Source organism: Sphingomonas arabinosi (genome assembly GCF_036663715.1).
In the GTDB taxonomy this organism is placed as follows: Bacteria; Pseudomonadota; Alphaproteobacteria; order Sphingomonadales; family Sphingomonadaceae; genus Sphingomonas.
Window position 1 is genome coordinate 1 of the sequence record NZ_JAXOJN010000013.1, and the last position, 20,001, is coordinate 20,001.

19 protein-coding genes and 1 pseudogene are annotated in these 20,001 nt (G+C 63.9%); 10 read left to right on the plus strand and 10 right to left on the minus strand.

Annotated features, from left to right (window positions below; genetic code table 11):
• Positions 1-101 (plus strand): annotated as a pseudogene (locus U1708_RS20740) (IS630 family transposase); the annotation flags it as partial.
• A 135-nt stretch (positions 102-236) separates the two neighbouring features.
• Here the strand turns inward: U1708_RS20740 and U1708_RS16960 are convergent.
• Positions 237-443 (minus strand): hypothetical protein, encoded by a 207-nt coding sequence (locus U1708_RS16960; RefSeq protein ID WP_332747151.1) that lies wholly within the window; start codon positions 441-443, stop codon positions 237-239.
• A gap of 335 nt (positions 444-778) precedes the next feature.
• On the opposite strand from U1708_RS16960, the gene U1708_RS16965 reads away from it, so the two are divergent.
• Together U1708_RS16965 and U1708_RS16970 are read left to right on the plus strand one after the other, a co-directional pair.
• Entirely contained in the window at positions 779-1,063 is a 285-nt protein-coding gene (locus U1708_RS16965) for a helix-turn-helix domain-containing protein (RefSeq protein WP_332747152.1), read from the plus strand.
• Positions 1,060-2,346, plus strand: coding sequence for a type II toxin-antitoxin system HipA family toxin (locus U1708_RS16970; protein ID WP_332747153.1), 1,287 nt, complete (start codon positions 1,060-1,062; stop codon positions 2,344-2,346). Before U1708_RS16965 ends, U1708_RS16970 begins: the two co-directional genes overlap by 4 nt.
• Before the next feature lie 129 nt (positions 2,347-2,475).
• Here the strand turns inward: U1708_RS16970 and U1708_RS16975 are convergent, their stop codons facing one another.
• Positions 2,476-2,892 carry a hypothetical protein gene (locus U1708_RS16975; protein WP_332747154.1) on the minus strand — a complete coding sequence of 139 codons (417 nt, stop codon included), beginning with the start codon at positions 2,890-2,892 and terminating at the stop codon, positions 2,476-2,478.
• A 100-nt stretch (positions 2,893-2,992) separates the two neighbouring features.
• On the opposite strand from U1708_RS16975, the gene U1708_RS16980 reads away from it, so the two are divergent.
• From U1708_RS16980 to U1708_RS16990, 3 genes are all read left to right on the plus strand, one after another.
• Entirely contained in the window at positions 2,993-3,409 is a 417-nt protein-coding gene (locus tag U1708_RS16980) for a hypothetical protein (protein WP_332747155.1), read from the plus strand.
• 511 nt (positions 3,410-3,920) lie between these two features.
• Positions 3,921-4,190 (plus strand): DapH/DapD/GlmU-related protein, encoded by a 270-nt coding sequence (locus tag U1708_RS16985; RefSeq protein WP_332747157.1) that lies wholly within the window; start codon positions 3,921-3,923, stop codon positions 4,188-4,190.
• Between the two features lie 215 nt (positions 4,191-4,405).
• On the plus strand, positions 4,406-5,425 hold the full coding sequence (locus tag U1708_RS16990; RefSeq protein ID WP_332747159.1) for an IS110 family RNA-guided transposase: 1,020 nt from the start codon (positions 4,406-4,408) through the stop codon (positions 5,423-5,425).
• A gap of 388 nt (positions 5,426-5,813) precedes the next feature.
• Here U1708_RS16990 and treF read toward each other — a convergent pair whose 3' ends face one another.
• From treF to U1708_RS17025, 7 genes are all read right to left on the minus strand, one after another.
• A complete protein-coding gene (treF, locus tag U1708_RS16995) occupies positions 5,814-7,397 on the minus strand; it encodes an alpha,alpha-trehalase TreF (protein ID WP_332747161.1) in 1,584 nt (527 codons plus the stop codon).
• A gap of 91 nt (positions 7,398-7,488) precedes the next feature.
• Positions 7,489-10,152 (minus strand): TonB-dependent receptor domain-containing protein, encoded by a 2,664-nt coding sequence (locus U1708_RS17000; protein ID WP_332747163.1) that lies wholly within the window; start codon positions 10,150-10,152, stop codon positions 7,489-7,491.
• A 125-nt stretch (positions 10,153-10,277) separates the two neighbouring features.
• Positions 10,278-11,282 (minus strand): FecR family protein, encoded by a 1,005-nt coding sequence (locus U1708_RS17005; protein ID WP_332747165.1) that lies wholly within the window; start codon positions 11,280-11,282, stop codon positions 10,278-10,280.
• A complete protein-coding gene (locus U1708_RS17010) occupies positions 11,279-11,773 on the minus strand; it encodes an RNA polymerase sigma factor (protein WP_332747167.1) in 495 nt (164 codons plus the stop codon). Before U1708_RS17010 ends, U1708_RS17005 begins: the two co-directional genes overlap by 4 nt.
• Before the next feature lie 779 nt (positions 11,774-12,552).
• Positions 12,553-12,786, minus strand: a complete 234-nt coding sequence (locus U1708_RS17015) for an SOS response-associated peptidase family protein (RefSeq protein ID WP_332747169.1) — start codon at positions 12,784-12,786, stop codon at positions 12,553-12,555.
• A 1-nt stretch (position 12,787) separates the two neighbouring features.
• Positions 12,788-13,081, minus strand: a complete 294-nt coding sequence (locus tag U1708_RS17020) for a hypothetical protein (protein ID WP_332747171.1) — start codon at positions 13,079-13,081, stop codon at positions 12,788-12,790.
• Between the two features lie 71 nt (positions 13,082-13,152).
• Positions 13,153-13,422, minus strand: a complete 270-nt coding sequence (locus U1708_RS17025) for an HU family DNA-binding protein (RefSeq protein ID WP_332747173.1) — start codon at positions 13,420-13,422, stop codon at positions 13,153-13,155.
• 41 nt (positions 13,423-13,463) lie between these two features.
• On the opposite strand from U1708_RS17025, the gene U1708_RS17030 reads away from it, so the two are divergent.
• Positions 13,464-13,640, plus strand: a complete 177-nt coding sequence (locus tag U1708_RS17030) for a hypothetical protein (protein ID WP_332747175.1) — start codon at positions 13,464-13,466, stop codon at positions 13,638-13,640.
• Here U1708_RS17030 and U1708_RS17035 read toward each other — a convergent pair.
• The gene (locus U1708_RS17035; RefSeq protein WP_332747177.1) at positions 13,637-14,083 is read right to left on the minus strand and encodes a hypothetical protein; all 447 of its coding nucleotides are present in this window, start codon (positions 14,081-14,083) and stop codon (positions 13,637-13,639) included. The genes U1708_RS17030 and U1708_RS17035 overlap by 4 nt on opposite strands.
• 196 nt (positions 14,084-14,279) lie before the next feature.
• On the opposite strand from U1708_RS17035, the gene U1708_RS17040 reads away from it, so the two are divergent.
• Genes U1708_RS17040 through U1708_RS17050 form a run of 3 tightly spaced genes read left to right on the plus strand, consistent with a single transcriptional unit; the run spans position 14,280 to position 20,000 of the window.
• Positions 14,280-15,041, plus strand: coding sequence for an ImuA family protein (locus tag U1708_RS17040; RefSeq protein ID WP_332747277.1), 762 nt, complete (start codon positions 14,280-14,282; stop codon positions 15,039-15,041).
• On the plus strand, positions 14,956-16,740 hold the full coding sequence (locus tag U1708_RS17045; RefSeq protein WP_332747179.1) for a Y-family DNA polymerase: 1,785 nt from the start codon (positions 14,956-14,958) through the stop codon (positions 16,738-16,740). The genes U1708_RS17040 and U1708_RS17045 overlap by 86 nt, the downstream gene beginning before the upstream one ends.
• Positions 16,737-20,000 (plus strand): error-prone DNA polymerase, encoded by a 3,264-nt coding sequence (locus U1708_RS17050; RefSeq protein WP_332747182.1) that lies wholly within the window; start codon positions 16,737-16,739, stop codon positions 19,998-20,000. The genes U1708_RS17045 and U1708_RS17050 overlap by 4 nt, the downstream gene beginning before the upstream one ends.
• The last annotated feature ends 1 nt before the right edge of the window (position 20,001 follow it).

A 20,001-nucleotide genomic window follows, 5' to 3' on the forward strand; every position in this document is an offset into this window, starting at 1 on the left:
CCATCCATGGCCTCTGGGACGCCATCGGCCGCATCGTGGACCTCTACTCACCCCAGGAATGCTCGAACTATTTTGCAGCCGCTGGTTACGATGCAGACTGATCAGAAACCGCTCTAGGGTCGGGCTGCCGTGCCGTATCGCTTGTCGGACCGTCGAGACAGTGGGAATTGGCGCAATTTCGAATGTAGCCCGGCAGGGCGCGTCCGTGCCAGTCCGAAGCCCACAATGCTCGCGCTTCAAGGGCCGCGAGGTGCGACCGCGATGATATGGAGCTTGCGCAGGGCTCGTGCCATGCGTTTGGCATCGAGCAGCCCGGTGCCATGTGCGCGAAAGGCGCTGGCGAGTTGTCGCTCGGTCAATGGCGCCGACACCTGATCGAGAACGGCAAGCGCTGCTGCGCGCACCTCAGGGGGTGCAGCCTTCAGGGCGTCCAGGGCTTTCATTCTGCCTCGTGAAGGTTGCTCGGTCCAATCGGTAGACCAACGACATAGCCCCACGCCATTTGACTTGCACGTACCACGCTCCGCGGTGCCGGCGACCTGAAGAACAAGCCGCCACGGCCGACGCTCTGTGTGAGATTACCGGTTCTGTCGATGCCGCCCGAGCAGGCATTTGCATCCGCTCCTGTCGAACCCGGGCAACGCGTCTCGAACCGGCTATCTCGACTGGCGACGTAAGGTCGTGTATAACGTACCGTATTGGCCTGATGGGCGCTTATATGAGACGCTAGATGCGATCGACTGTCGCTGATACTCTTCCGCCGCGCGTGAGACGGAGCTTGACGAAGCTGGGCGCCGATATTGCGCTGGCGCGCAAGAAGCGCAGCCTCACGGTGGTCATGATGGCCGAACGCATCGGTGTGGCCAAGAGCACATATCTCAAGCTGGAGAAAGGCGATCCGACGGTCGCGCTGGGCACGTACGCCATGACGTTTTTCGTTCTGGGGTTCGGCGAAAGCCTCGGAGACATCCTCGACGCCAGGAACGATCAGCAGGGTCTGTTGCTCGACGTGGAACGCATGCCGCAGCGCGTCCGCAGACCCAAACCGCCGGTTTCCCTGTGAGGCGGACGATCGGCATCCAGATCGGCGACGAAGCCCGCGGTGTCGGATTGCTGCACTACAATCAGCAGGGCAACCGGGAGAGCGCGGGCTTCGAATATGACGCCGGCTGGCTGGCCGCTCCCGACCGCTTCGCGATGGAGCCTGCGCTGCCGCTCGTCGCCGGTCCGCAATTCCACCGGAAGATCGGCACCGGCTCCGTCTTCCATGCGGCCATCGCGGACACCGAACCGGACGGATGGGGCAAGCGCGTCATCCAGCGCGACCATGCCAAGCGCCGGCAGGACGCCCGCCGCCGCGGCGCCGAGGTCGACGCACGCGCTTTGAACAGCCTCGATTATCTGTTGGCGGTCGACGACGTCAGCCGGGTTGGCGCGCTGCGTCTCGTTGACGAACAAGGAACCGCTCAGCGCGCGACCGAGGATGGTCGCCGCACCACTCCACCCCTCATCGAGCTGGGTCACCTCCTGGCGGCCAGTCGCGCGGTCGAGACCAATACCGAAACCGCGGCAGACCTTGCCTATCTGCGCGGTCGCGGCACTTCGCTCGGCGGACTCCGCCCCAAATGCACCGTCGTCGATGACGAGGGGCATCTGTCGATCGGCAAGTTTCCGAGCGTCGCCGACGAGCGTTCAGTCACGCGAGGGGAGGTGCTGGCAATGCAACTTGCCCGCCGCGCCGGGATCGACGCCGCCGAAGCCCGGCTGGTCGAGAGCGATGGCGACGCAATCGCGCTGATCCGACGGTTCGATCGGCCCGCCGGGGGCGGGCGGTTGATGTACGTTTCGGCGGCGACGATGATTGGCGCGGAGCCAGGAGACGCACAGGAACACACTTACACCGAGATCGTGGACGCGCTTCGTGTGAACGGAAGCAACCCCACTGCCGATATCGAGGAGCTATGGCGTCGGATCGCCTTTTCGATCCTGATCACCAACGTCGACGATCATCTTATGAATCACGGCTTCCTGCACGTCGACAGGGGACTGTGGCGGCTGGCGCCTGCGTTCGACATCAATCCGTTCCCGGAGCGGCTGCGCGAGTTGAAAACGTGGGTCTCGGAAGAGGTCGGCCCTGAAGCTACGATCGACGCTTTGATGTCCGTGCTACCCTACTTTCGCCTGACACAATCGCGCGCGAAGGAAATGCTTTCGCAAATTGAGCAGGCCGTCGCGGGTTGGCAGGACGAGGGACGTGCGCTTGGCATGACCGGCGCTGACCTTGATAGCTTCGCCGAGGCTTTCGAGCATCGGGAGCGCGATGCTGCAAGAGCGGTAATGACGTGAGATACGGCAATGTTATGACAAGCCATATGCTATCGAGCTGAAGCGGATTGCCTGGATCTGGTGGAAGTAGCCAAACGGGTCAGGAACGGGTGGCCACGTGAGCGATTGCCGTCCGAGGCATATCGAGATTTACGCGGTAACCGCTTTAACGCCGTGGATGTCCGTCGCCTGCGCCGCTGCCGCCATCAGATCGATGTCCGTCAAATCGCGGTGATCGATCCACCATTTTGCGTCAGTTACCTGAAGGCAAGCGTAACAATTAGCGTCGCTGTCGGGATTGGCTAGCGCCGCCAGCCGCTTGGTTCTGATCGTCGACGCCCAGCTGATTTGCCGATCGGTGCCGGCCAGCGGGGGAAGATCTAGGTGGGAGATGGCAGCGCTGCTCAACGCTGCCGCATCGGCTTCCTCTGCTCGCTTTTCCGCAATGAAGCAGTCTCGACAGATCGTCGTTTTCAACCACCGGGCCTTGCGTTCCTGCTGGCTGTCAAAACCGCTAAGATAATGACCCTGCTCATGACCGCAGGCGTGAATGATCCGCTGTTCCATGACTAGGATGATGGCTGTTCGTGGTTTGTGCGCAACGGCAATGAGTCAGGTTGAATTAGAATTGCGCCCAGTGACTGACAACTAAGGCAAAGGAGGCGTCGTGGTACGGCCAATTGCGGGGTTGTCGATCGGCCTCGACTGGTACGATATCCGGTTGCGCGACGCGATCAACACGCCCGATGCGAACACGATCGCGTCGCTGTGCGTCGACCAGGCGACGCTCGACAACGCCTATTGCAACGCGATCAGCCGCGAGCGCGGCACCGGGTTCATCAACGGCTATGTCGTCCAGCCGCAGAACGTTGCGGCGTTCCGCACCGCCGGCGCCGAACTCAACATTGCCTATCGCTTCCGGAGGGCGCGAGCAGGCGCGTTCGATATCCGGCAAGTCGGCGGCTATCTCGACAAGCTCGAACAGTCGCCACGCCGGGCGCCATCACCGGGGACAATGTCGATCAGCCGTTCCGTCCGAAATATACCCTCACCTTCTCGCCGAGCTGGACGGCGGGGGCGCTGACGCTGAGCTACAACCTGCGCTGGCAGGACGGAGTTCGCCGGTTCGCGAAGGTCGATACCGATGCGAACCCAAGCCTCGTCGATCCGCGCTATCTCCGGTACAAGGAGGTGTGGCAGCACGACGTGCAGGCGGAGGTTGCGGTCAACGCGCGGTTCTCATTCTATGGCGGGGTCAACAACCTCGCCGACCAGAAGCCGACATCGGCTTCGAGACCAACGTGCCGATCTCGCCTGTCGGTCGGTATTTTTATGCGGGGGCGAAGGTCAAGTACTGGGACGGTAGGGAGTTGACCCCGAGGGAGGCCTCGACGACGGACGGCGGATTGCAGAACTGAGAAAAGACGCCCGTGCTGACCAAAGACATGCTGTAGCTCATCACGATAGAGGAAGGGGCCTTTATCGATCCGAGCTGCACGGTTATCGATCCGCATCGCCTGACGCTGCGCAAGGGTGCGTTCGTCGGCCCGGAAGGACTGATCGACGCCGGCGGTGGCGTCGAGATCGGCGAAGCGGTGCGGATCAGCTACCGGTGCACGATCATCTCGCTGACCCACCACATCACACGCTCGGTCTGGCGACGGGGCGTGGACGGGGATCGACTTCGGCCTGTCCTGATCGAGCGCGGTTGCTGGGTAGGCGCCAACGTCACCATTTATCCGGGCGTTATCGTGCGAGAGGGGTGCGTCATCAACGCCGGTTCGGTGGTTGCGAAATCTACTGAAGCACATGGACTTTACTGTCCGCCATATGCCTTACGTATCAAGGATTTCGAGTTCGAGTGACGGCTAATCACGATCGCGTCGTCAAGACCACCTCTCTACGTTCCATCTGCCCGAAGCTCTCGTACGAGGCGCCGAAAAAAATGGCGTATCGCCAAATGAACGGACGGCCGGAGTTGGGGCGAGGCTATGGAGCCCTGAGGGGCCGTTTGTGATGACGTGGACGGCTCTCCAACCCTCAAGCAGGATGTCCTGCGGAGAGTCGAAGGAGAGTCACGATGGGAAACGTCACAACGATCGGTCTGGATATCGCGAAAAACGTGTTTCAGGTGCACGGAGTGGATGGTGATGGCGCAGCGGTTGTTCGCCAGCGTCTGACGCGTGGGCGGATGTTGAAGTTCTTCGCCAAGCTGCCCCGGTGTCTGATCGGCATTGAGGCGTGTGCGACATCACACTTCTGGGCGCGCGAGCTGGTCGCGCTCGGGCATGACGTGAAGCTGATGCCGGCGCAGTACGTGAAGCCGTACGTCAAGCGAGGCAAGAACGACGCGGCTGATGCCGAGGCGATCTGCGAGGCCGTGACCCGGCCGACCATGCGCTTCGTCGGGATCAAGTCGCCCGAGCAGCAGAGCGCGATGATGCTCCATCGTGTCCGCCTGATCCTCAACCGCCAGCGCACGCAGCTGTCGAACGCGATGCGGGCGCACTTGGCCGAGTTCGGGATTGCAGCGCCGATTGGCAGAAACGACATCGAGCAGCTCCTCGACGTGATCGCTGATCCTACCGATGAACGCGTACCGGCCGATGCGCGGTTCTGCTTGGAGATGCTGGCAACCCAGTCACGCATCGTAAAGGAGCAGATCCTTGAGAACGATCGTCGCATGGCGAGCGCACGCGAGACCGAGCTTGGTCGCCGACTGATGGAGATACCCGGCGTGGGTCCACTGCTCGCCAGCGCCATCGTCGCCACGGTTCCTGACCCCGCGATCTTCCGCTCGGGCCGCAACCTGGCTGCTTGGATAGGCCTGGTGCCGCGGCAGAACTCGAGCGGCGGAAAGGAGCGCCTGGGCAGCATCACGAAGGCGGGCCACCAATACCTGCGTCAGATGCTGATCGTCGGCGCTATGGCAGTCGTGCGCTATGCCGAGCGGAACGGGGCTAAGCGGCCCTGGCTTGTGCAACTGCTTGCCAGAGGGAAGACCAAGGTCGCCGCGGTCGCGCTCGCTAACAAGAACGCCCGCATCATCTGGGCGATGATGGCCAGCGGCGAGCGCTATCGCGAGCCGCAGATCGCGTAACCGGATACGGTGCGGGCGACCGCACCGGACGAGGTTGGGAAGGGCGGATAGGAGCTAATGCAACAAGCCGGTTGAACCGCCGGATCGGGAAAACCCACAAAGACCCAAGCACCTCGAGTGTGTGTTTGTGATCGGGACCCGAACCGCGCGAATGGCATTATGGCCAGCGGCGCTATGAGCCGCACTAACAGGTCGGACACATGGCCGCACCAACCAGCATTGCAACGCGACTGTTCAAGCTTGCCAACGGAGGGCCGTCCACACATGGTCCTAAGACATTCGCCGCAGATTTTGTCGGGAACGCGAACAACTATGTATGGGATGAGCTCGCTGATCACCAATCGGACATAAACTGGCGTTTATTCCACGTCGCTGTGCAGAGTATGATTCAATGCAGCGCTAGCTCAGGATAGCGGTCCAGGATCGCGCTAGTGACGCCGTTGGTCCAGCCGAAGCCGTCCTGCACCGGATATTCGCCGCCGCCGCCCGGCGTAAGCTGCTCGATGTTATATTTCTCGAGCATCTTGCCCGTCTCGGCATAGGCCGCACCGACCGTGCCGATCCAGCGTCGCGCGATGTCCTTCGCCAGCGCCGGTTCGCCATTTGCCTCCAGCCCGGCGATCGCGACCCATTGCAGCGGCGCCCAGCCATTCGGTTCGTCCCATTGCTGCCCGGTGTTGAGCGTCGTGGTCCGCAAGCCACCCTCGGCCAACAGCGATTTGCGCACCGTCGCGGCGACCGCCTTCGTCTGCGCAGGCGAGGCGAGGCCGACGAACAGCGGGTGCAGCGTCGCCGCGTTGAGGCTCGCGGTGGGCTTGCGCGTCGACAGGTCCCAGTCGGCGTACCGCGCGTTCGTCGCCTGCCAGAGATAGCGGTCGATCGCCGCCTTGCGCTTGGCCGCAAGGGTCGTGAACGCGATCGCGCAAGGCGCGTCGTCAGCCTTACGACAGCGTTCGGCGATGCGCCGCTCCATCGCCCATAACAGGCTGTTGAGATCAACGGGCACGATATCGGTGGTGTGGATCGTCGTCAGCGATTGCGGATCGCGCAGCCACCGCGAACTGAAATCCCATCCGCTTTCCGCACCGGCGCGCAGGTTGCGCTGGGTGTCGGCGGCGGGGCGGGGTGCAGCCTTCGCCGCGGTTGTGACGTCCTCGGCATAGGATTCGTCGCGCGGCGTATCGCGGTCGTCGTAATAGCGGTTGAGCACGCTGCCGTCGGGCATCCGCACCACGCGCAGGCAGGCGGGCTTGCCGCCGACGCAGGTCTCGCCCTTCATCCAGAACGCGTGTTCCGCGCGCAGCGCCGCCAGCCGACGCTTCGCTATCACCGGATCCGTGTCGGTCGAGAGATCGAGCATCATCGCATAATAGGGCGGCTGCGAGCGGCTGAGATAATAGGTCCGCGTGCCGTTCGGGATATGGCCGTATCGCTCGATCAGGCTGGTAAAGTCCTCGAGCATCGATTCGATGAGCGGCTGCTGGCCGTCGACCTTCAGCCCGAGCATCGTGAAATAGCTGTCCCAGTAATAGATTTCACGGAAGCGTCCGCCGGGGACGACATACGGCGCCGGCAGCGGCAGCGCGGAACTGCCCGCGACCGGCGCGACCGGCTGGCGCACGAGTTGCGGCCACAGCGTGCGGACATGCGTCCGGAGATCGCCTGAACCGCGATCATTCTCGCCGGGCACGATGAAATTGGCGAGGATGAAGGCCTTCAGCGCAGGGCCTTCGGGCTTGGCCCGTGCATAGTCCGCCATGATCGCATCGGCAGCGCGCTTGGGTATTGCGTCCACGAACGTCTTGCCGTCCGCGAACACATGGCCTTGTTGTACGGCCTGGAACAGCGGCCCGTAGAGATCCGCCGGCGATCGGATCGCGGTGGAGGAAAGGGGCGCGGGGGCCGGACCAGACTGGGCGGGCGCCACCGCGGCGACCGAGGCCAACACGGCAAAACGGCTGATAGTCTTCATCACGTCGCGATCATCCCGGTAGAGCGATCGATCCCGCCGACGTGGCGGGATCGATCGCCGGAGCGCTTATCAGAGTTTGCCGTCGTGCCGATCAGAACTTGAACGCGGCGCCGAACCGGATCGAGCGACCGACGATCGGCCGGGCGAGGATCGTGCCGCTGCCCTGCGATCCGAGCGTGCGCGGATTGCCCTCGGTCAGCCCGATCTCGTCGGTCAGATTGTCGCCGATCACCTGGAACTGGATCTGCGGGGTCAGATCGAGCGTGGCGCCTGCGTCGAGTTTGTAATAGCTCGGCAGGACCTGCGCGTTCTGGACGTCGGAGAACCGGTCGCCGACATAGCCGATCGTCGCATACACGCCGGCCTTGGCGTCGCCGCCGAGTTCCAGATCATAGGCGGGGGTGACGCGCCACTGCCATTTCGGCTGCCGCTGGACCCGGTTGCCGGTCAGGTCGGTCAGGCCGCCATCGGTGAAGAAATCACGGTATTTCGCGTCGAGATAGGTCGCCGAGCCGCTGAGCGTGAAGCCGCCGAACGGCCGCAACTGCCCCTCGAACTCGACACCGGTCGCCTTGGCACCGCCAACCGATGCGATCGGTGCGCCGCTGGTGATGACCGTTGTCGCGAGCCCGTCGAAAGTATTGTGGAACACCGTCGCATACAGGTTGGCGATCCCGGTCGAGACCTTCACGCCGCCCTCATAGCTGTCGACCTGCGGTGCGACGTCGATCCCGTCGCGCAGATTGTCGAAGAACGGGAAGCTGTTGCCGCGGCTGTAGCGGACGAACGCGCCGATCTCTCGCGTCAGATCGTAATTGACGCCGCCGGTCCACGACCAGGCATCGCCGCGGTAGCGGATCGTGCGGAAGGTGCCGTTCAACTGCGCATCGCCATTGTCGTACAGCGTCAGCGGATTGCCGTCAGCGCCCGCCGCCGGGACCATGCCAGCGAGGTTCTCAAGCGTGCCGTCGACCGAGTGGTGCTGATAGCGGACGCCGCCATCGACGCGCAGTTTCTCGGTGATCTGCAACTCGTCGACCGCATAGCCGGCGACGTCTTCACCGGTGTAGCGCGCGTTGACCTTGAACGTCGAACCGCCCGAAAAGCCATCGCGCGTGACGATCCGGCCGTCCGCTAGCGTCAGGTTGAGCCGGCGCGCATTGGGTTCGGCGGTGAGCAGCATGCTGTTGCCGAGATTCCACCGGTCGCGCGACTTGTAGCGCGTGTAATAGACGCCGCCGGTTAGCGTGTTGCCGCCCGACTTCCACGCCAGCGCGAAATCGTTGACGAACGCCTGGATATGCTTCTCGACGCTCCACAGCCCAGCCTCGACGACCGCGGTGTTGGGTGATGCCGCGGCACCGCCGGTGACGTAGGTGAGCGATCCGATCGTGCCGCCCTCGCCGGCGGCATAGGCGGCGGCGGTGATCGGCGGGGTGCCGCCGGGGACCAGCCCGATCGTGTCGGCATCGCCCTCCATCCAGCTGCCGCGGTCGCGGACGGTGATGCCGCTGCCGAGTTCATAGTCGAAATTGCCGCCTAGATTATAAGTCTTCGCGCTGCGGCCGTCGGCCAGGTCGACCCGGCTGCCGTCGTTGCGCACGCCGATCCGCGTGTCGCGCCCGACGAGCGTGCCCGTGCCCGCGTCGAAGCCGGCATATTCGCGGATCTTGTCGCCGTCCTGCACCACCGGGATCGGCAGCAGCCACTGGCCGCGATCGTCGAGATAGCGGCCGAACACCAGGATCGAGCCCTTGTCGAAATCATGCCGGATATTGCCGGTGATCTGACCGCCGCGCTCCGCCTCGAACTGCGCATCGCGGATCCCGCGCGAGGTCGAGTAATAGCCGCCGACCATATAGGTCGTGCTGTCGTCGATCGGACCCGAGACATAGCTGTCGACGCGGAATTCGCCGAAATCGGTGCCGCTGAGCTTCAGCAATCCGGCGGGCGTCTGCTTGCCCTCGCGCTGGACGAGGTTGACGGTCAGGCCCGGCTGTCCGTTCGAGAACAGTGCGCCGGTGCCGCCGCGGACCGCCTCGACGCGCTGGATCGTCTCGTCGATCCGGATCAGCTGCGTGTTCTCGAGGAACGACAGCGTCGGCGGCGGGAAGAACGGCACGCCCTGCGTCTGGAAGGTGACGTATTCCGCATCGCCGCCCGACGGATAGCCGCGGACGAAGATGTTCGCGCCGGTCTTGCCGCCCGAGCTCTCGGTGCTGACGCCCGGTACTGCGCGCAGCACCTCGGCGGTGCTGGCGGTGCCGAGACGCTGGGCCATCGTGCTGTCGATCGTGGTGACCGCGAACGCCGCATCCTGTCGGCGAGTGCCCGCGCCTGCGGTGCCGATCACGACGATATCCGCGGACGGCTCCTCGGGCGGGGCTTGGGCGACGGTGGGATCCGGTGCGGCCTGCACCGGTGCAGCCTGGGCCGGGGCCGGCTCCGTACCGGCAGGCTGGTCCTGGGTCGCGACGATCAGGAACGCGCCGCTCGGCGTCAGCTTATGACGGAGCCCCGAGCCCTTGAGGATCGTCGTCAGTGCGTCGCCGACCTCCATTCGGCCGGTAACCGCGCGCGCGGTCTTGTTGCGGACGAGCGTCGGCGAGAACAGGATCTGCTTGCCGCTCTGGCGGGAGAAGGAGAGCAGCGCGTTGCTCATATCCTGTCTTGCGATCCGGACGCCGACGGCCGCCTTAGCGGTCACGCCGATCGGAATGCCGCCTGCGCCCAGTGCCAGAGCGGTCATCATCATGCCGCGCAAAAGTGCGGTCCTGCCTATGGATGTCATGCAACCCTCCCTTTGTGTGCGATCCCTCTGCCGGGGTCGATCCGGGGATAAAGACGCAAGATTCCAAAAATCCCGAACCCCCTTCCGAATTATTTTTTCGTAGCGATGGTAATCCCGTCGGCGCTGCGCGCAACGGTTACGGGAAAGCCCATTTGCAACGCATCTAGGAATGGCTCGACCTCACCGGTGCGGAACGATCCGCTGATCCGGACATCGCCGGCCCGCTTGTCGGCGACCGCGATCCGCGGCGTGCCATAGCGGTTCATTTCGGCGATCGCGTGACGCAGGGTGGTGTCCTCGAACACTAGCAGTCCTCCGCTCCAGCTCGACAGCGCAGAGGCGATGCCGGGCACATGACGCAGCGAGACGCTGCCCGCTGCGGCAGTCAGGACGTCGTCGGGTACCATCGCAACCGGCTTCGCGTGTCCGCCCTTGGAGCCAACGCTCACCAACCCCTCGACGAGAGCGACCCGTACCGCACCGGGGTCGAGCCTGATGTCGAACGCGGTGCCGTGCGCGGTCACCGATTGCGATCCCGCGGTGACGACGAACGGGCGTCGCTGATGCTTTGCGACCTCGAACAGCGCCTGGCCGCGTTCAAGCACCAGTCGCCGCTCGGCATCGCTATAGGCGATCCGCACCCGACTGTCGGTATCGAGCGTCAACCGCGACCCGTCGGTCAACGTCACCATAAGCCGTTGCCCGGTCGCGGTGCGATACACGGGCGCTTCTGCGATCTGCGCCGCCTGTCCCGTCGTCGTTGCATCGTCGGCGAGACGTGACCAGGCGATCGGCGCGACCACCGCGGCACAGGCAGCCGCCGCCAGCATCCACGGCAGAGTCCGTCGCGTTTCGCGTGCCAGCGCGATGCGCGCCACCGCGGCATGACGCAACGCCAGCATCTCGGGATGATCCGCGAGGGCGGAACTCGTGGTGCGCGCCTCAGCAACCGCCGCGAACGCTAAGGCATGGCCGGCGTGCGACCGCCATTGTTCGAACCGCAAGCGCGTCGCGTCGCTGGGATCGTCAACCAGAAGCTCGGCCCATTCGGCGGCTTCGATCATCAGCGGATCGTCTTGGTCCGGGGCGATCACGGTCGCCAGTCCTTCAGCTGCTCGGCGACATGCGCGAGCGCACGTGCCTGATGCTTCTCGGCCGCGCGCGTCGAGATGGCGAGGGCATGTGCGACGTCAGCCATCTTCAATCCCTCAAGCATCCTCAGCACGAACACGTCGCGCGTGCGCTCGGGCAGTTCCGCAAGCGCTTGCCGCAACGCATTCGCGACCTGCCTACTTGCCAAGACGCGGTCGGGCGCAAAATCCGAACCTTCGAGAGAAAAATCGTCGATTGGGTCGGACAAGCCGGCGCCGCGCACTTGGTCCCGGCGCGCCTGATCCTTCAGCACATTGGCGGCGGTGACGAAGATGAAGCTGTCGCGCTGGCGGATATCGTTCGGGTCGGCCAACCGGCTAAGCCGCAGGAACACCTCTTGGACGAGGTCAGGAACGTCGTGCTGCGCCGAGACGCGACGGTTGAAATAGCGGCTTAGCGGTCGGCTATACGCATCGACGAGCGTTCGCAGCATCGTTGTCCTGTCACCCGGCTCCGGTGCTCGTTGTCCCCCCGACCCCATGCGCGATGTCTAGAGCGTCTGCATTCGTCGTCAATCGCGCAGTCCAGATCTTGCTACGGTCGTGATCGCGAGAAGGCTCTCAGAGAAGAGCCGCTTTATCAATCCGGAAACCCGACATGGTATGGCCGTTAACGCTAGTTTGCGTGAGTGTGCCTTTTTAGCCCCTTGCGCCTGAATCGCGACGCGATAGCGTACGAAACTGGACGGACGTTCAAACTGGGGCAGTAGAAAACGTCTGACGAATGTCCGGAACTAAACACCTAGGCTTTGTCGCAGATAGCCCTATCACACCCGCGCTGCCCGACTTCAGCAAAACCGTTGCCGAAGGCCTCGTTCGGTGAACGCAAAGAGTAAACTTGCGCTCTAGCTCGAGGTCAACGGATCGCGCCACGATGCCTAGAAGTCGACGAGTAGCGGTAAGTCAGATAGTGATGCGTGCGCGTCGAAGTTAACCGCTATGATCGTGATCGGCTTGGCCGAGAACAGGGCGTTCTTGCATTTGCCACAGGCCCCGCCAGTACCCAGCGTGTTACGCGGTGCGCGATTCAGTGTGGCGCAGACGGGGCACGCGACGATCAAGCTGACTGAAGTTTGAGGGGCCATCGTTCCCTCTTTGGGAGCGGCGGTAAAGTTCGAGGCTTTTGCTATTTCGGGTCCCACTTGAAGATGACAAACGGCCTCAAGCCTAATCACCAACACGCTGCCACGGCCATATGGTAGATCATGCGTTTCTAACTGCGAACTTGTATAAGCGGCGACGGATAGGGCGCTGGAAGATCCTTCAGTTCGTCCCAGGGAGCGATCAGCCAACGATTGTAATCCTCGTCGTGCAAGTTGACCGGCATAGCCTTGGGGTGGATGGGCGCGACGATCGCGTTCGGCTCGGTCGTCAGAAAACCATAGGCTTTCCTACGCTCGGTCGGACGCCAGATGCCTGCAAAGGCGAAGATCGGGCGGCTCCGCACGTCAAACCAGTGCAGCGGCTTGCCGTCTTCGCCAGAAGCTGGAGCTCAAGTTCCGCAAGTTCGTCACGTACTTGGTAAGCTTAACCGCAGGGTTGCGCGCGCTGGCCACCTGCGTTGGTACGCCCCATTCCATCCGCTCAAGCTTCCGCTCGTTGCCGTCCTGCACGATCACCTTGCCGTAGAACGGGGTCTTCTTGCCCGTCGGGAAGATGTCACCGATGGGGTATTCCTCGTCCTTCTCATAAGGAGGCCGGATACCGAAGGTGACCGCAAGGTCAGCTTCCTTCGCCGTCATACGATACCGGTTGCACACGAAGCGTATTCCTAGGGTTGGCGCCGGCGAGATCAGTCGCCGGCGCACAAGTCTTACATCTTGTCCTTCAGGCCCTTGGCGGCCGTGAACGCAACCTTCTTGGAAGCCGCGATCGTGATCGCCTCACCGGTGCCGGGGTTACGGCCCTCGCGCTCCGGGCGGTCCTTGACGGTGAACTTGCCGAACCCTGGAATGGTAACCTCTTCGCCCTTCACGGCTGCTGCCGCGATCTGGTCGAATACGGCGGTAATCGCCCTCTTTGCATCGGCTTCGTTCGAACCGGTCGCTTCCGCGACGCCCTTGGCCAGGTCACTTACGTTCATGCTATTCGTTCTCCATTGGAAACACCGGCGGGACCTTAGCCATGGCGAACGACGAGACAAAGACCGTACTGGACGACGCCAGCGTCGCGGCTGTGCGGCTGATGCTGAATAAGCTTGCCGATCACGACGTAGCCGAAGTCTATGAGGCCACCTCAGGGCGGGGGCCGGTCGCCGACCTCACAGCAGACGCGATGCGCGCCCGAAACATCGATCTTTAGTGGTTGGCGATGCGTTCGCGCGTGACGCGAGGATCCTCGTAGAGATCGCGGATCGCGCGGAGCCGAAAGACGTTCCACCAGCGCTGCCAGCGATGCTCAGCCGCATCATGGATCATGTGGCAGCGCTGACATAGTGCCTTGAGGTTCGAAGACGCGCTATTGCCGGGATCATGATCAAGGTGCGCGCACGCGAGGACGACATAAGTCACCCGGATCGACGCCAGCACGAACCCTGTTTTCATGGAGATACGCTTGCCGCGGTCCGACCGCCAGCATCGCACATCGGCATCCCACCAGCGTCCGTCGCCGAGATGGACCACCCGGCGGAGATGTGGTCGGCCGCATCCCTCGCACTTGGCGCCAGCGCGATCGAACCGAACCGTCTGCGACAGCTGCCGCCAGTCGATCGGGTAGAGCCAGCGGTTCTCGGGTCGGATCGGCATGACGATTCTATGAGTCACCCACCGGGCAAACGAAAGCGAATAATTCGCCATTTGTTGCCGTTCCGTATTTTTTTCGTTCCCCTTCGTGCGCCGAGGGGAAAGGGAGATCATCAGCCCGGATCGGGACGATCAAAGCGCTTGCAATGTTGGAGATGGTAACGGAACATAAGGGGAACGAGTAGAGTCTTAGACCATGATGTCCCCCGCCCCCGAGTCCCTTGCAACCAGCCTTGCCCAACTGCGGACGATCGCCACGCCGGTCACCGACTACCGCGTGCTGCCGTTCGGCGTGGCTGCTATCGACAGCAGACTTGGAGCTAAAGGCTTGCGTGCCGGCGCGCTTCACGAGGCGACGGCGCGTAGCGGATCACTGGCGGATGACGCCGCAACCACGTTGTTCCTTGCCGGTATTGCGGCGCGCGAGGCCGCCAATGCCAGCGGCCCTGTTTTGTGGGCCACGTGCCGCACCGACCTCTACGCACCGGCTTTGGCTCAGGCAGGTCTCTCCTCGTCCGATGTAATCTATGCTCAACCCTATGATGACGCGGCATTGCTCGCCGTGATCGAGGACGCAGTTCGCGACGGGACGCCATCCGCGATCATCGCGGAAGCCAACAAGGTGTCGATGGTTGCAACCCGCCGCCTGCAGCTAGTGGCGGCGGAATGCGATATGCCGGTGCTGTTGCTGCGTCGCCGACGTGGCCGTAACCAGGATCCTTTCTCGGAACCATCCGCCGCGTGGACACGCTGGCGGATTGGCTCCGTGCCTTCGGCGCGGCTGAAGGTCGCGGGTGTAGGACGCGCGAGATGGATGGTCGAACTGGCGCGGCAACGCGGCGGTGAGGGCTTTTCCCTTATACTGGAGGGCAGCGATGAGACGGGTCGTCTCGCTGTTCCTGCCGAACTTGGCCATCGAGCGGCTGAGACGGTTGGAACGGCCCGCTACGCGGCCGCCTGAGCGGCCCGCCTTGCAACTGCCGGTCGACGACGACCCGGGTACCTGTTCGGTGCCGCGGGGCGGCGGTTGGCGGCCTGGTGCCAGGTGGGCGCGGACCAGCGCGCAGTCGCGAGAAGAGGTCGAGGCGCAGATCGCGTCGCTTCCAGTTCACGCAAAGCCGCCCATGCGCGAGCTTGGCCGGCGATCGGAAGCGGCAAGCCACCCGTACAAGGCGGAAATGCCTACGCTGCTGGTCGTCCCGCCCCTCGTAGTACCAGTCCAGCACGCGCCGCTTGCTCTCGTCGGCAAGGTCGGTCGGCGGGAGGAGGTCGTCGCTGCCTGCACCGGCGCGCAGGCGCTCGGCATCCATTCCGGGATGGCCGCCACCCACGCCCGCGCGCTGGTGTCCGATCTCGACTTCCGTCCGGTCGAGCCGGAAGCCGATGCTGCGCTCCTTGATCGCCTTGCGCTGCTGGCGGTAAGGCGCTGGTCGCCGATCGCGGCTGTCACACCGGCTGATGGTCTCTGGATCGATCTCGCTGGCTGCGACCACCTCCACGGCGGGGAAGAGCGGTTCTGCCGTCGTCTGCTCGCCTTTTGCCGTCGTGCAGGCTTTACCGCGCGCGTGGCGGTCGCCGACACGCCGGGGGCCGCCCACGCGCTGGCCCGTTTTGGCAAAACCGATCTCACTCGCGTCGAGCCGCACGGCACAGTCGAGGCACTCAGCTCATTGCCCATAGCCGCATTGCGCCTGACGCCCACGGCGTTGAGTGCCGCGCGCAAATTCGGTTTCGAGCGGATCGCGGATCTCCTGCCGATCGCGCGCGGACCCCTCGCGCGCCGTCTCGGACTGCCGACCATCACACGCCTCGATCAGGCCTTGGGTGGTGTTGCAGAGCCAATTACCCCGCGAGAGGACATCGAGGTCCCTGCGGTCGAACGCCGGCTCCTAGAACCGATCAGCACGGCCGAGGCGATCGAACAGGTCATGGGTGACCTCTTGGGCGATCTTGTCGTGCTGCTGCAGGGGAAAGGCGTTGGCGCACGCTCGATCCGCCTGACGGGAATGCGCGTCGATGGCACCGAGCAAATCGTGGCGATCGGCACATCCCGGCCGACACGGGAGGTCTCTCACCTCCTGCGGCTGCTGAAGCTGCGGATCGAGCGCATCGATCCCGGCATGGGGCTCGAGCATTTTCAAATGGTGGCACCGCACACCGAGCAACTCGACGCGGTTGATCTCGGCGCCGTCCTCGCAGGCGAGACGCTGGTGCGCGACCCGGCGCGCCTGGTCGACCTGATCGCAGGCAGGATCGGAATGCACTCGGTCTTCCGTATCGCTCCCGTCGAAAGCCATGTCCCGGAGCGGGCTGTGGTCAAATCCGATCCTAACAAGCTGCCGGGAACATGGCCGGCTTGGAAGCGGCCGATCCGTCTCTTCGCGCATCCAGAGCCACTGCATCGCGTGATCGCCCTGATGCCCGACCAACCTCCGCGCCGCTTCGAGTGGCGCGGTACCACGTACAAGGTGGTTGGGGGCGACGGTCCCGAGCGCGTCCACGGTGAATGGTGGCGGCGCGACGCGGAAGTGTGGGCGGTCCGTGACTATTACCGCGTCGAGGACGAGACTGGTGGCCGCTACTGGGTTTTTCGCCGAGGCGATGGCTTCGAGGACGACACTGGCGATCTGTCCTGGTGGATGCACGGGGTCTTCGGATGACCCACTATGTCGAGCTTCAGGTGCTGACACACTTCTCGCTGCTGCGCGGTGCGTCCAGTCCGGACGAGCTGTTCGCGGCCGCAGCGGTGCTTGGGTATCCCTCGATCGGGATCAGCGACATCGGCACCGTGGCCGGCGTCGTGCGTGCGTGGGAAGCGCAGAAGGCGACAGGCGTCCGCTCGATCGCCGGCACGCGCGTCGATCTGTCCTGCAGCCGACGCCTGCTGCTCTACCCAATCGATCGATCGGCCTGGTCGCGAATTACGCGACTGCTGACCGTCGGCAAGAAGCGGGCAGGGAAGGGCGGTTGCCTACTGCATTGGCACGATCTGGAGCCATGGTCGGACGGCGTCATTGCCATCCTGCTGCCGCATGAGGCGGACAACGAGAACCTGGCCGCGTTAGTCGACCTGAAGGCGATCTACGGTCGTCGCGGCTACATGGCGCTGTTCCAGCGGCGCCGACCAGGAGACGCAGTTCGGATCGATGCGCTCGCGCGGCAGGCTGGCGGTGCCGGCGTGCGCGCCGTTGTGACAGGCGACGTGCTATATCACGCGCCAGACGCGCGGCTGCTGCAGGACGTAGTGACAGCGGTGCGCGAGAAATGCACCGTCGACGAGCTTGGCTATCGCCGTGAGGTGAACGCTGATCGCGCGCTGAAATCGCCGGACGAGATGGTCCGGCGCTTCCGCGCCTATCCCGACGCACTGCAGGCGAGCGTCGATATCGCGCGGATCTGCACCTTCAACCTTGGCGAGCTTCAGTACCAGTACCCGCACGAGAAGCTGATCGACGGTCTGACGGCACAGGAAGCGCTCCAGAAGCTCGCCACAGAAGCGGTCGAGCGGATGTTTGATGGCGACGTGCCGCAGGCCTATACCGATCAGATCGCCCATGAGATGCGCTTGATCGGCGAGCTTGGCTATGCGCCGTACTTCCTCACCGTTTACGCGATCGTGCGGGAAGCCCGTCGGCGCGGGATCCTGTGTCAGGGGCGGGGATCGGCGGCCAACTCGTGCGTCTGTTTCGTGCTTGGCGTGACCTCGATCGATCCGATCAAGCATGAGCTGCTATTCGAACGGTTCGTGTCGGGGGAGCGCCGGGAGCCGCCCGACATCGACGTCGATTTCGAGCATGAGCGTCGTGAAGAGATCATCCAGTGGATCTACGAGACCTACGGTCGCAACCACTCCGCGCTGACGGCCGTCGTGACGCGCTACCGCGCGCGCGGTGCGGTGCGTGACGTCGGCAAGGTGCTCGGTCTGCCGGAAGACCTCACCTCGTCACTGGCGGGGCTTGCCTGGGGCTGGTCGGCCGATGGCGTCGGCGAGAAGCAGGTCGAGGAGCTTAACCTCGACATCGGCGATCGCCGGCTTAGGCTGACGCTGGAGTTAGCGCGCAAGCTGATTGGCGTACCGCGCCACATGTCGCAGCACCCCGGCGGGTTCGTCCTAACCCATGACCGCCTAGATGACCTCGTCCCGATAGAGCCCGCGGCCATGGAAGACCGCCAAATCATCGAATGGGACAAGGACGACATCGATGCGCTTAAGTTCATGAAGGTCGACGTGCTGGGCCTCGGCATGCTCGGCTGCATGAACCGCGCCTTCAACATGCTCGAGGCGGACAAGGGGCTGCGAATAGGCTTGGCCGATCTGCAGGACGATGATCCCGACGTCTACGCCATGATCTCGAAGGCCGACACGCTCGGCACCTTCCAGATCGAGAGCCGGGCGCAGATGTCGATGTTGCCGCGGATGAAACCGCGCCGCTTCTACGATCTCGTCATTCAGGTCGCGATCGTGCGGCCGGGACCGATCCAGGGCGATATGGTCCACCCGTATCTGCGCCGGCGCGAGGGACTGGAAAAGCCGGAGTATCCGCGGCCGGAGCTGCGTGCCGTGCTGGAGAAGACACTCGGCGTGCCGCTGTTCCAGGAGCAGGCGATGAAAGTCGCGATCGTTGGTGCCGGATTCACCCCGGCCGAGGCGGATCAGCTGCGCCGTGCCATGGCGACCTTCAAGGTGACGGGCGGCGTATCCCATTTCTCGGAGAAGCTGGTCGAGGGCATGGTCGAGCGCGGTTACCCGCGTGATTTCGCTGAGCGCACCTTCCGCCAGCTCGAAGGCTTTGGCTCATACGGCTTCCCGGAAAGCCATGCCGCCTCGTTCGCCAAGATCTCCTACGCGTCGTCGTGGATAAAGCATCATCACCCCGATGTGTTCTGCGCGGCACTGATGAACGCGCAGCCGATGGGGTTCTACGCGCCGGCGCAGATCGTCGGCGATGCACGCGCGCACGGCGTCGAGGTTCGACCGCCATGCGTCAACGCGAGCCGGTGGGACTGCACGCTGGAGAAGAACGGCGGGCGCTATCTCGCGGTACGGCTCGGGCTGCGGCAGATCCGCGGGCTGTCGAACGCCGATGGCGCAAAGATCGTCGGTGCGCGTGAGCTTACCGCTTTCGAAAGCGTCGAAGACGTTTGGCGGCGGTCGGGCGTCCAGCGCGCTGCAATCGAGAAGCTGGCCGATGGCGACGCCTTCCACGGCTTCAGCGTCGATCGCCGGCAGGGTCTCTGGAAGGTGAGGGGGCTTGGTGACGCGCCGCTACCTCTGTTTGCTGCTGCCGACCGTTTGGCCGAGACCTTCAGCGCCGAAGGGATGGAACCCGACGTCGCACTGCGGCCGCTGACTGACGGAAGAGAGGTGATTGAGGATTACCGGGCGCTGCAGCTCTCGCTTCGCGCGCATCCGCTAACGTTCGTGCGCGACGAGTTGACGCGGCGCGGCGTCACCAAATGTGCCGACCTCGCCAACATCCGGGACGGCCGATACGTCGAGGTCGCCGGCATTGTCCTGGTCCGTCAGAAACCTGGCTCTGCCAAGGGCGTGCTGTTCATAACAATCGAGGACGAAACTGGGGTCGCCAATGGAATCCTCTGGCCCGACCGTTTCGAGGCACAACGCCGAACGATTATGTCGGCGTCGATGGTCGGCATGAAGGGACAGGTCCAGAAGGAAGGTGAGATCATCCATGTGATCTGCAGCCGGATCGTCGACCACGGCGACCTCCTCCACCGCGTTGGTGACATGTCGTTTCCGCACCGGACCGGGCGCGGCGATGCCGCGCAACATCCAGGCTCGCCAGATCGTGGCGACAAGGGATGGAATCCAGAACCACGCAACCAATACTGGCCGCCCCACGCAGACGGCATGGACCCGGAGGAGGTCATGCGGTTCAAGTCGCATGACTTCCATTGAT

What these genes read in the sequence shown, in the direction of transcription:
- U1708_RS17040 (WP_332747277.1), top strand. Translation starts at nt 14,280, where the DNA reads ATGTCCCCCGCCCCCGAGTCCCTTGCAACCAGCCTTGCCCAACTGCGG.
- U1708_RS16960 (WP_332747151.1), bottom strand. Translation starts at nt 443, where the DNA reads ATGAAAGCCCTGGACGCCCTGAAGGCTGCACCCCCTGAGGTGCGCGCA.
- U1708_RS17030 (WP_332747175.1), top strand. Translation starts at nt 13,464, where the DNA reads ATGGCGAACGACGAGACAAAGACCGTACTGGACGACGCCAGCGTCGCG.
- U1708_RS17025 (WP_332747173.1), bottom strand. Translation starts at nt 13,422, where the DNA reads ATGAACGTAAGTGACCTGGCCAAGGGCGTCGCGGAAGCGACCGGTTCG.
- U1708_RS17050 (WP_332747182.1), top strand. Translation starts at nt 16,737, where the DNA reads ATGACCCACTATGTCGAGCTTCAGGTGCTGACACACTTCTCGCTGCTG.
- U1708_RS16975 (WP_332747154.1), bottom strand. Translation starts at nt 2,892, where the DNA reads ATGGAACAGCGGATCATTCACGCCTGCGGTCATGAGCAGGGTCATTAT.
- U1708_RS16990 (WP_332747159.1), top strand. Translation starts at nt 4,406, where the DNA reads ATGGGAAACGTCACAACGATCGGTCTGGATATCGCGAAAAACGTGTTT.
- U1708_RS17020 (WP_332747171.1), bottom strand. Translation starts at nt 13,081, where the DNA reads ATGACGGCGAAGGAAGCTGACCTTGCGGTCACCTTCGGTATCCGGCCT.
- U1708_RS17000 (WP_332747163.1), bottom strand. Translation starts at nt 10,152, where the DNA reads ATGATGATGACCGCTCTGGCACTGGGCGCAGGCGGCATTCCGATCGGC.
- treF (WP_332747161.1), bottom strand. Translation starts at nt 7,397, where the DNA reads ATGAAGACTATCAGCCGTTTTGCCGTGTTGGCCTCGGTCGCCGCGGTG.
- U1708_RS17010 (WP_332747167.1), bottom strand. Translation starts at nt 11,773, where the DNA reads ATGCTGCGAACGCTCGTCGATGCGTATAGCCGACCGCTAAGCCGCTAT.
- U1708_RS17045 (WP_332747179.1), top strand. Translation starts at nt 14,956, where the DNA reads ATGAGACGGGTCGTCTCGCTGTTCCTGCCGAACTTGGCCATCGAGCGG.
- U1708_RS17035 (WP_332747177.1), bottom strand. Translation starts at nt 14,083, where the DNA reads ATGCCGATCCGACCCGAGAACCGCTGGCTCTACCCGATCGACTGGCGG.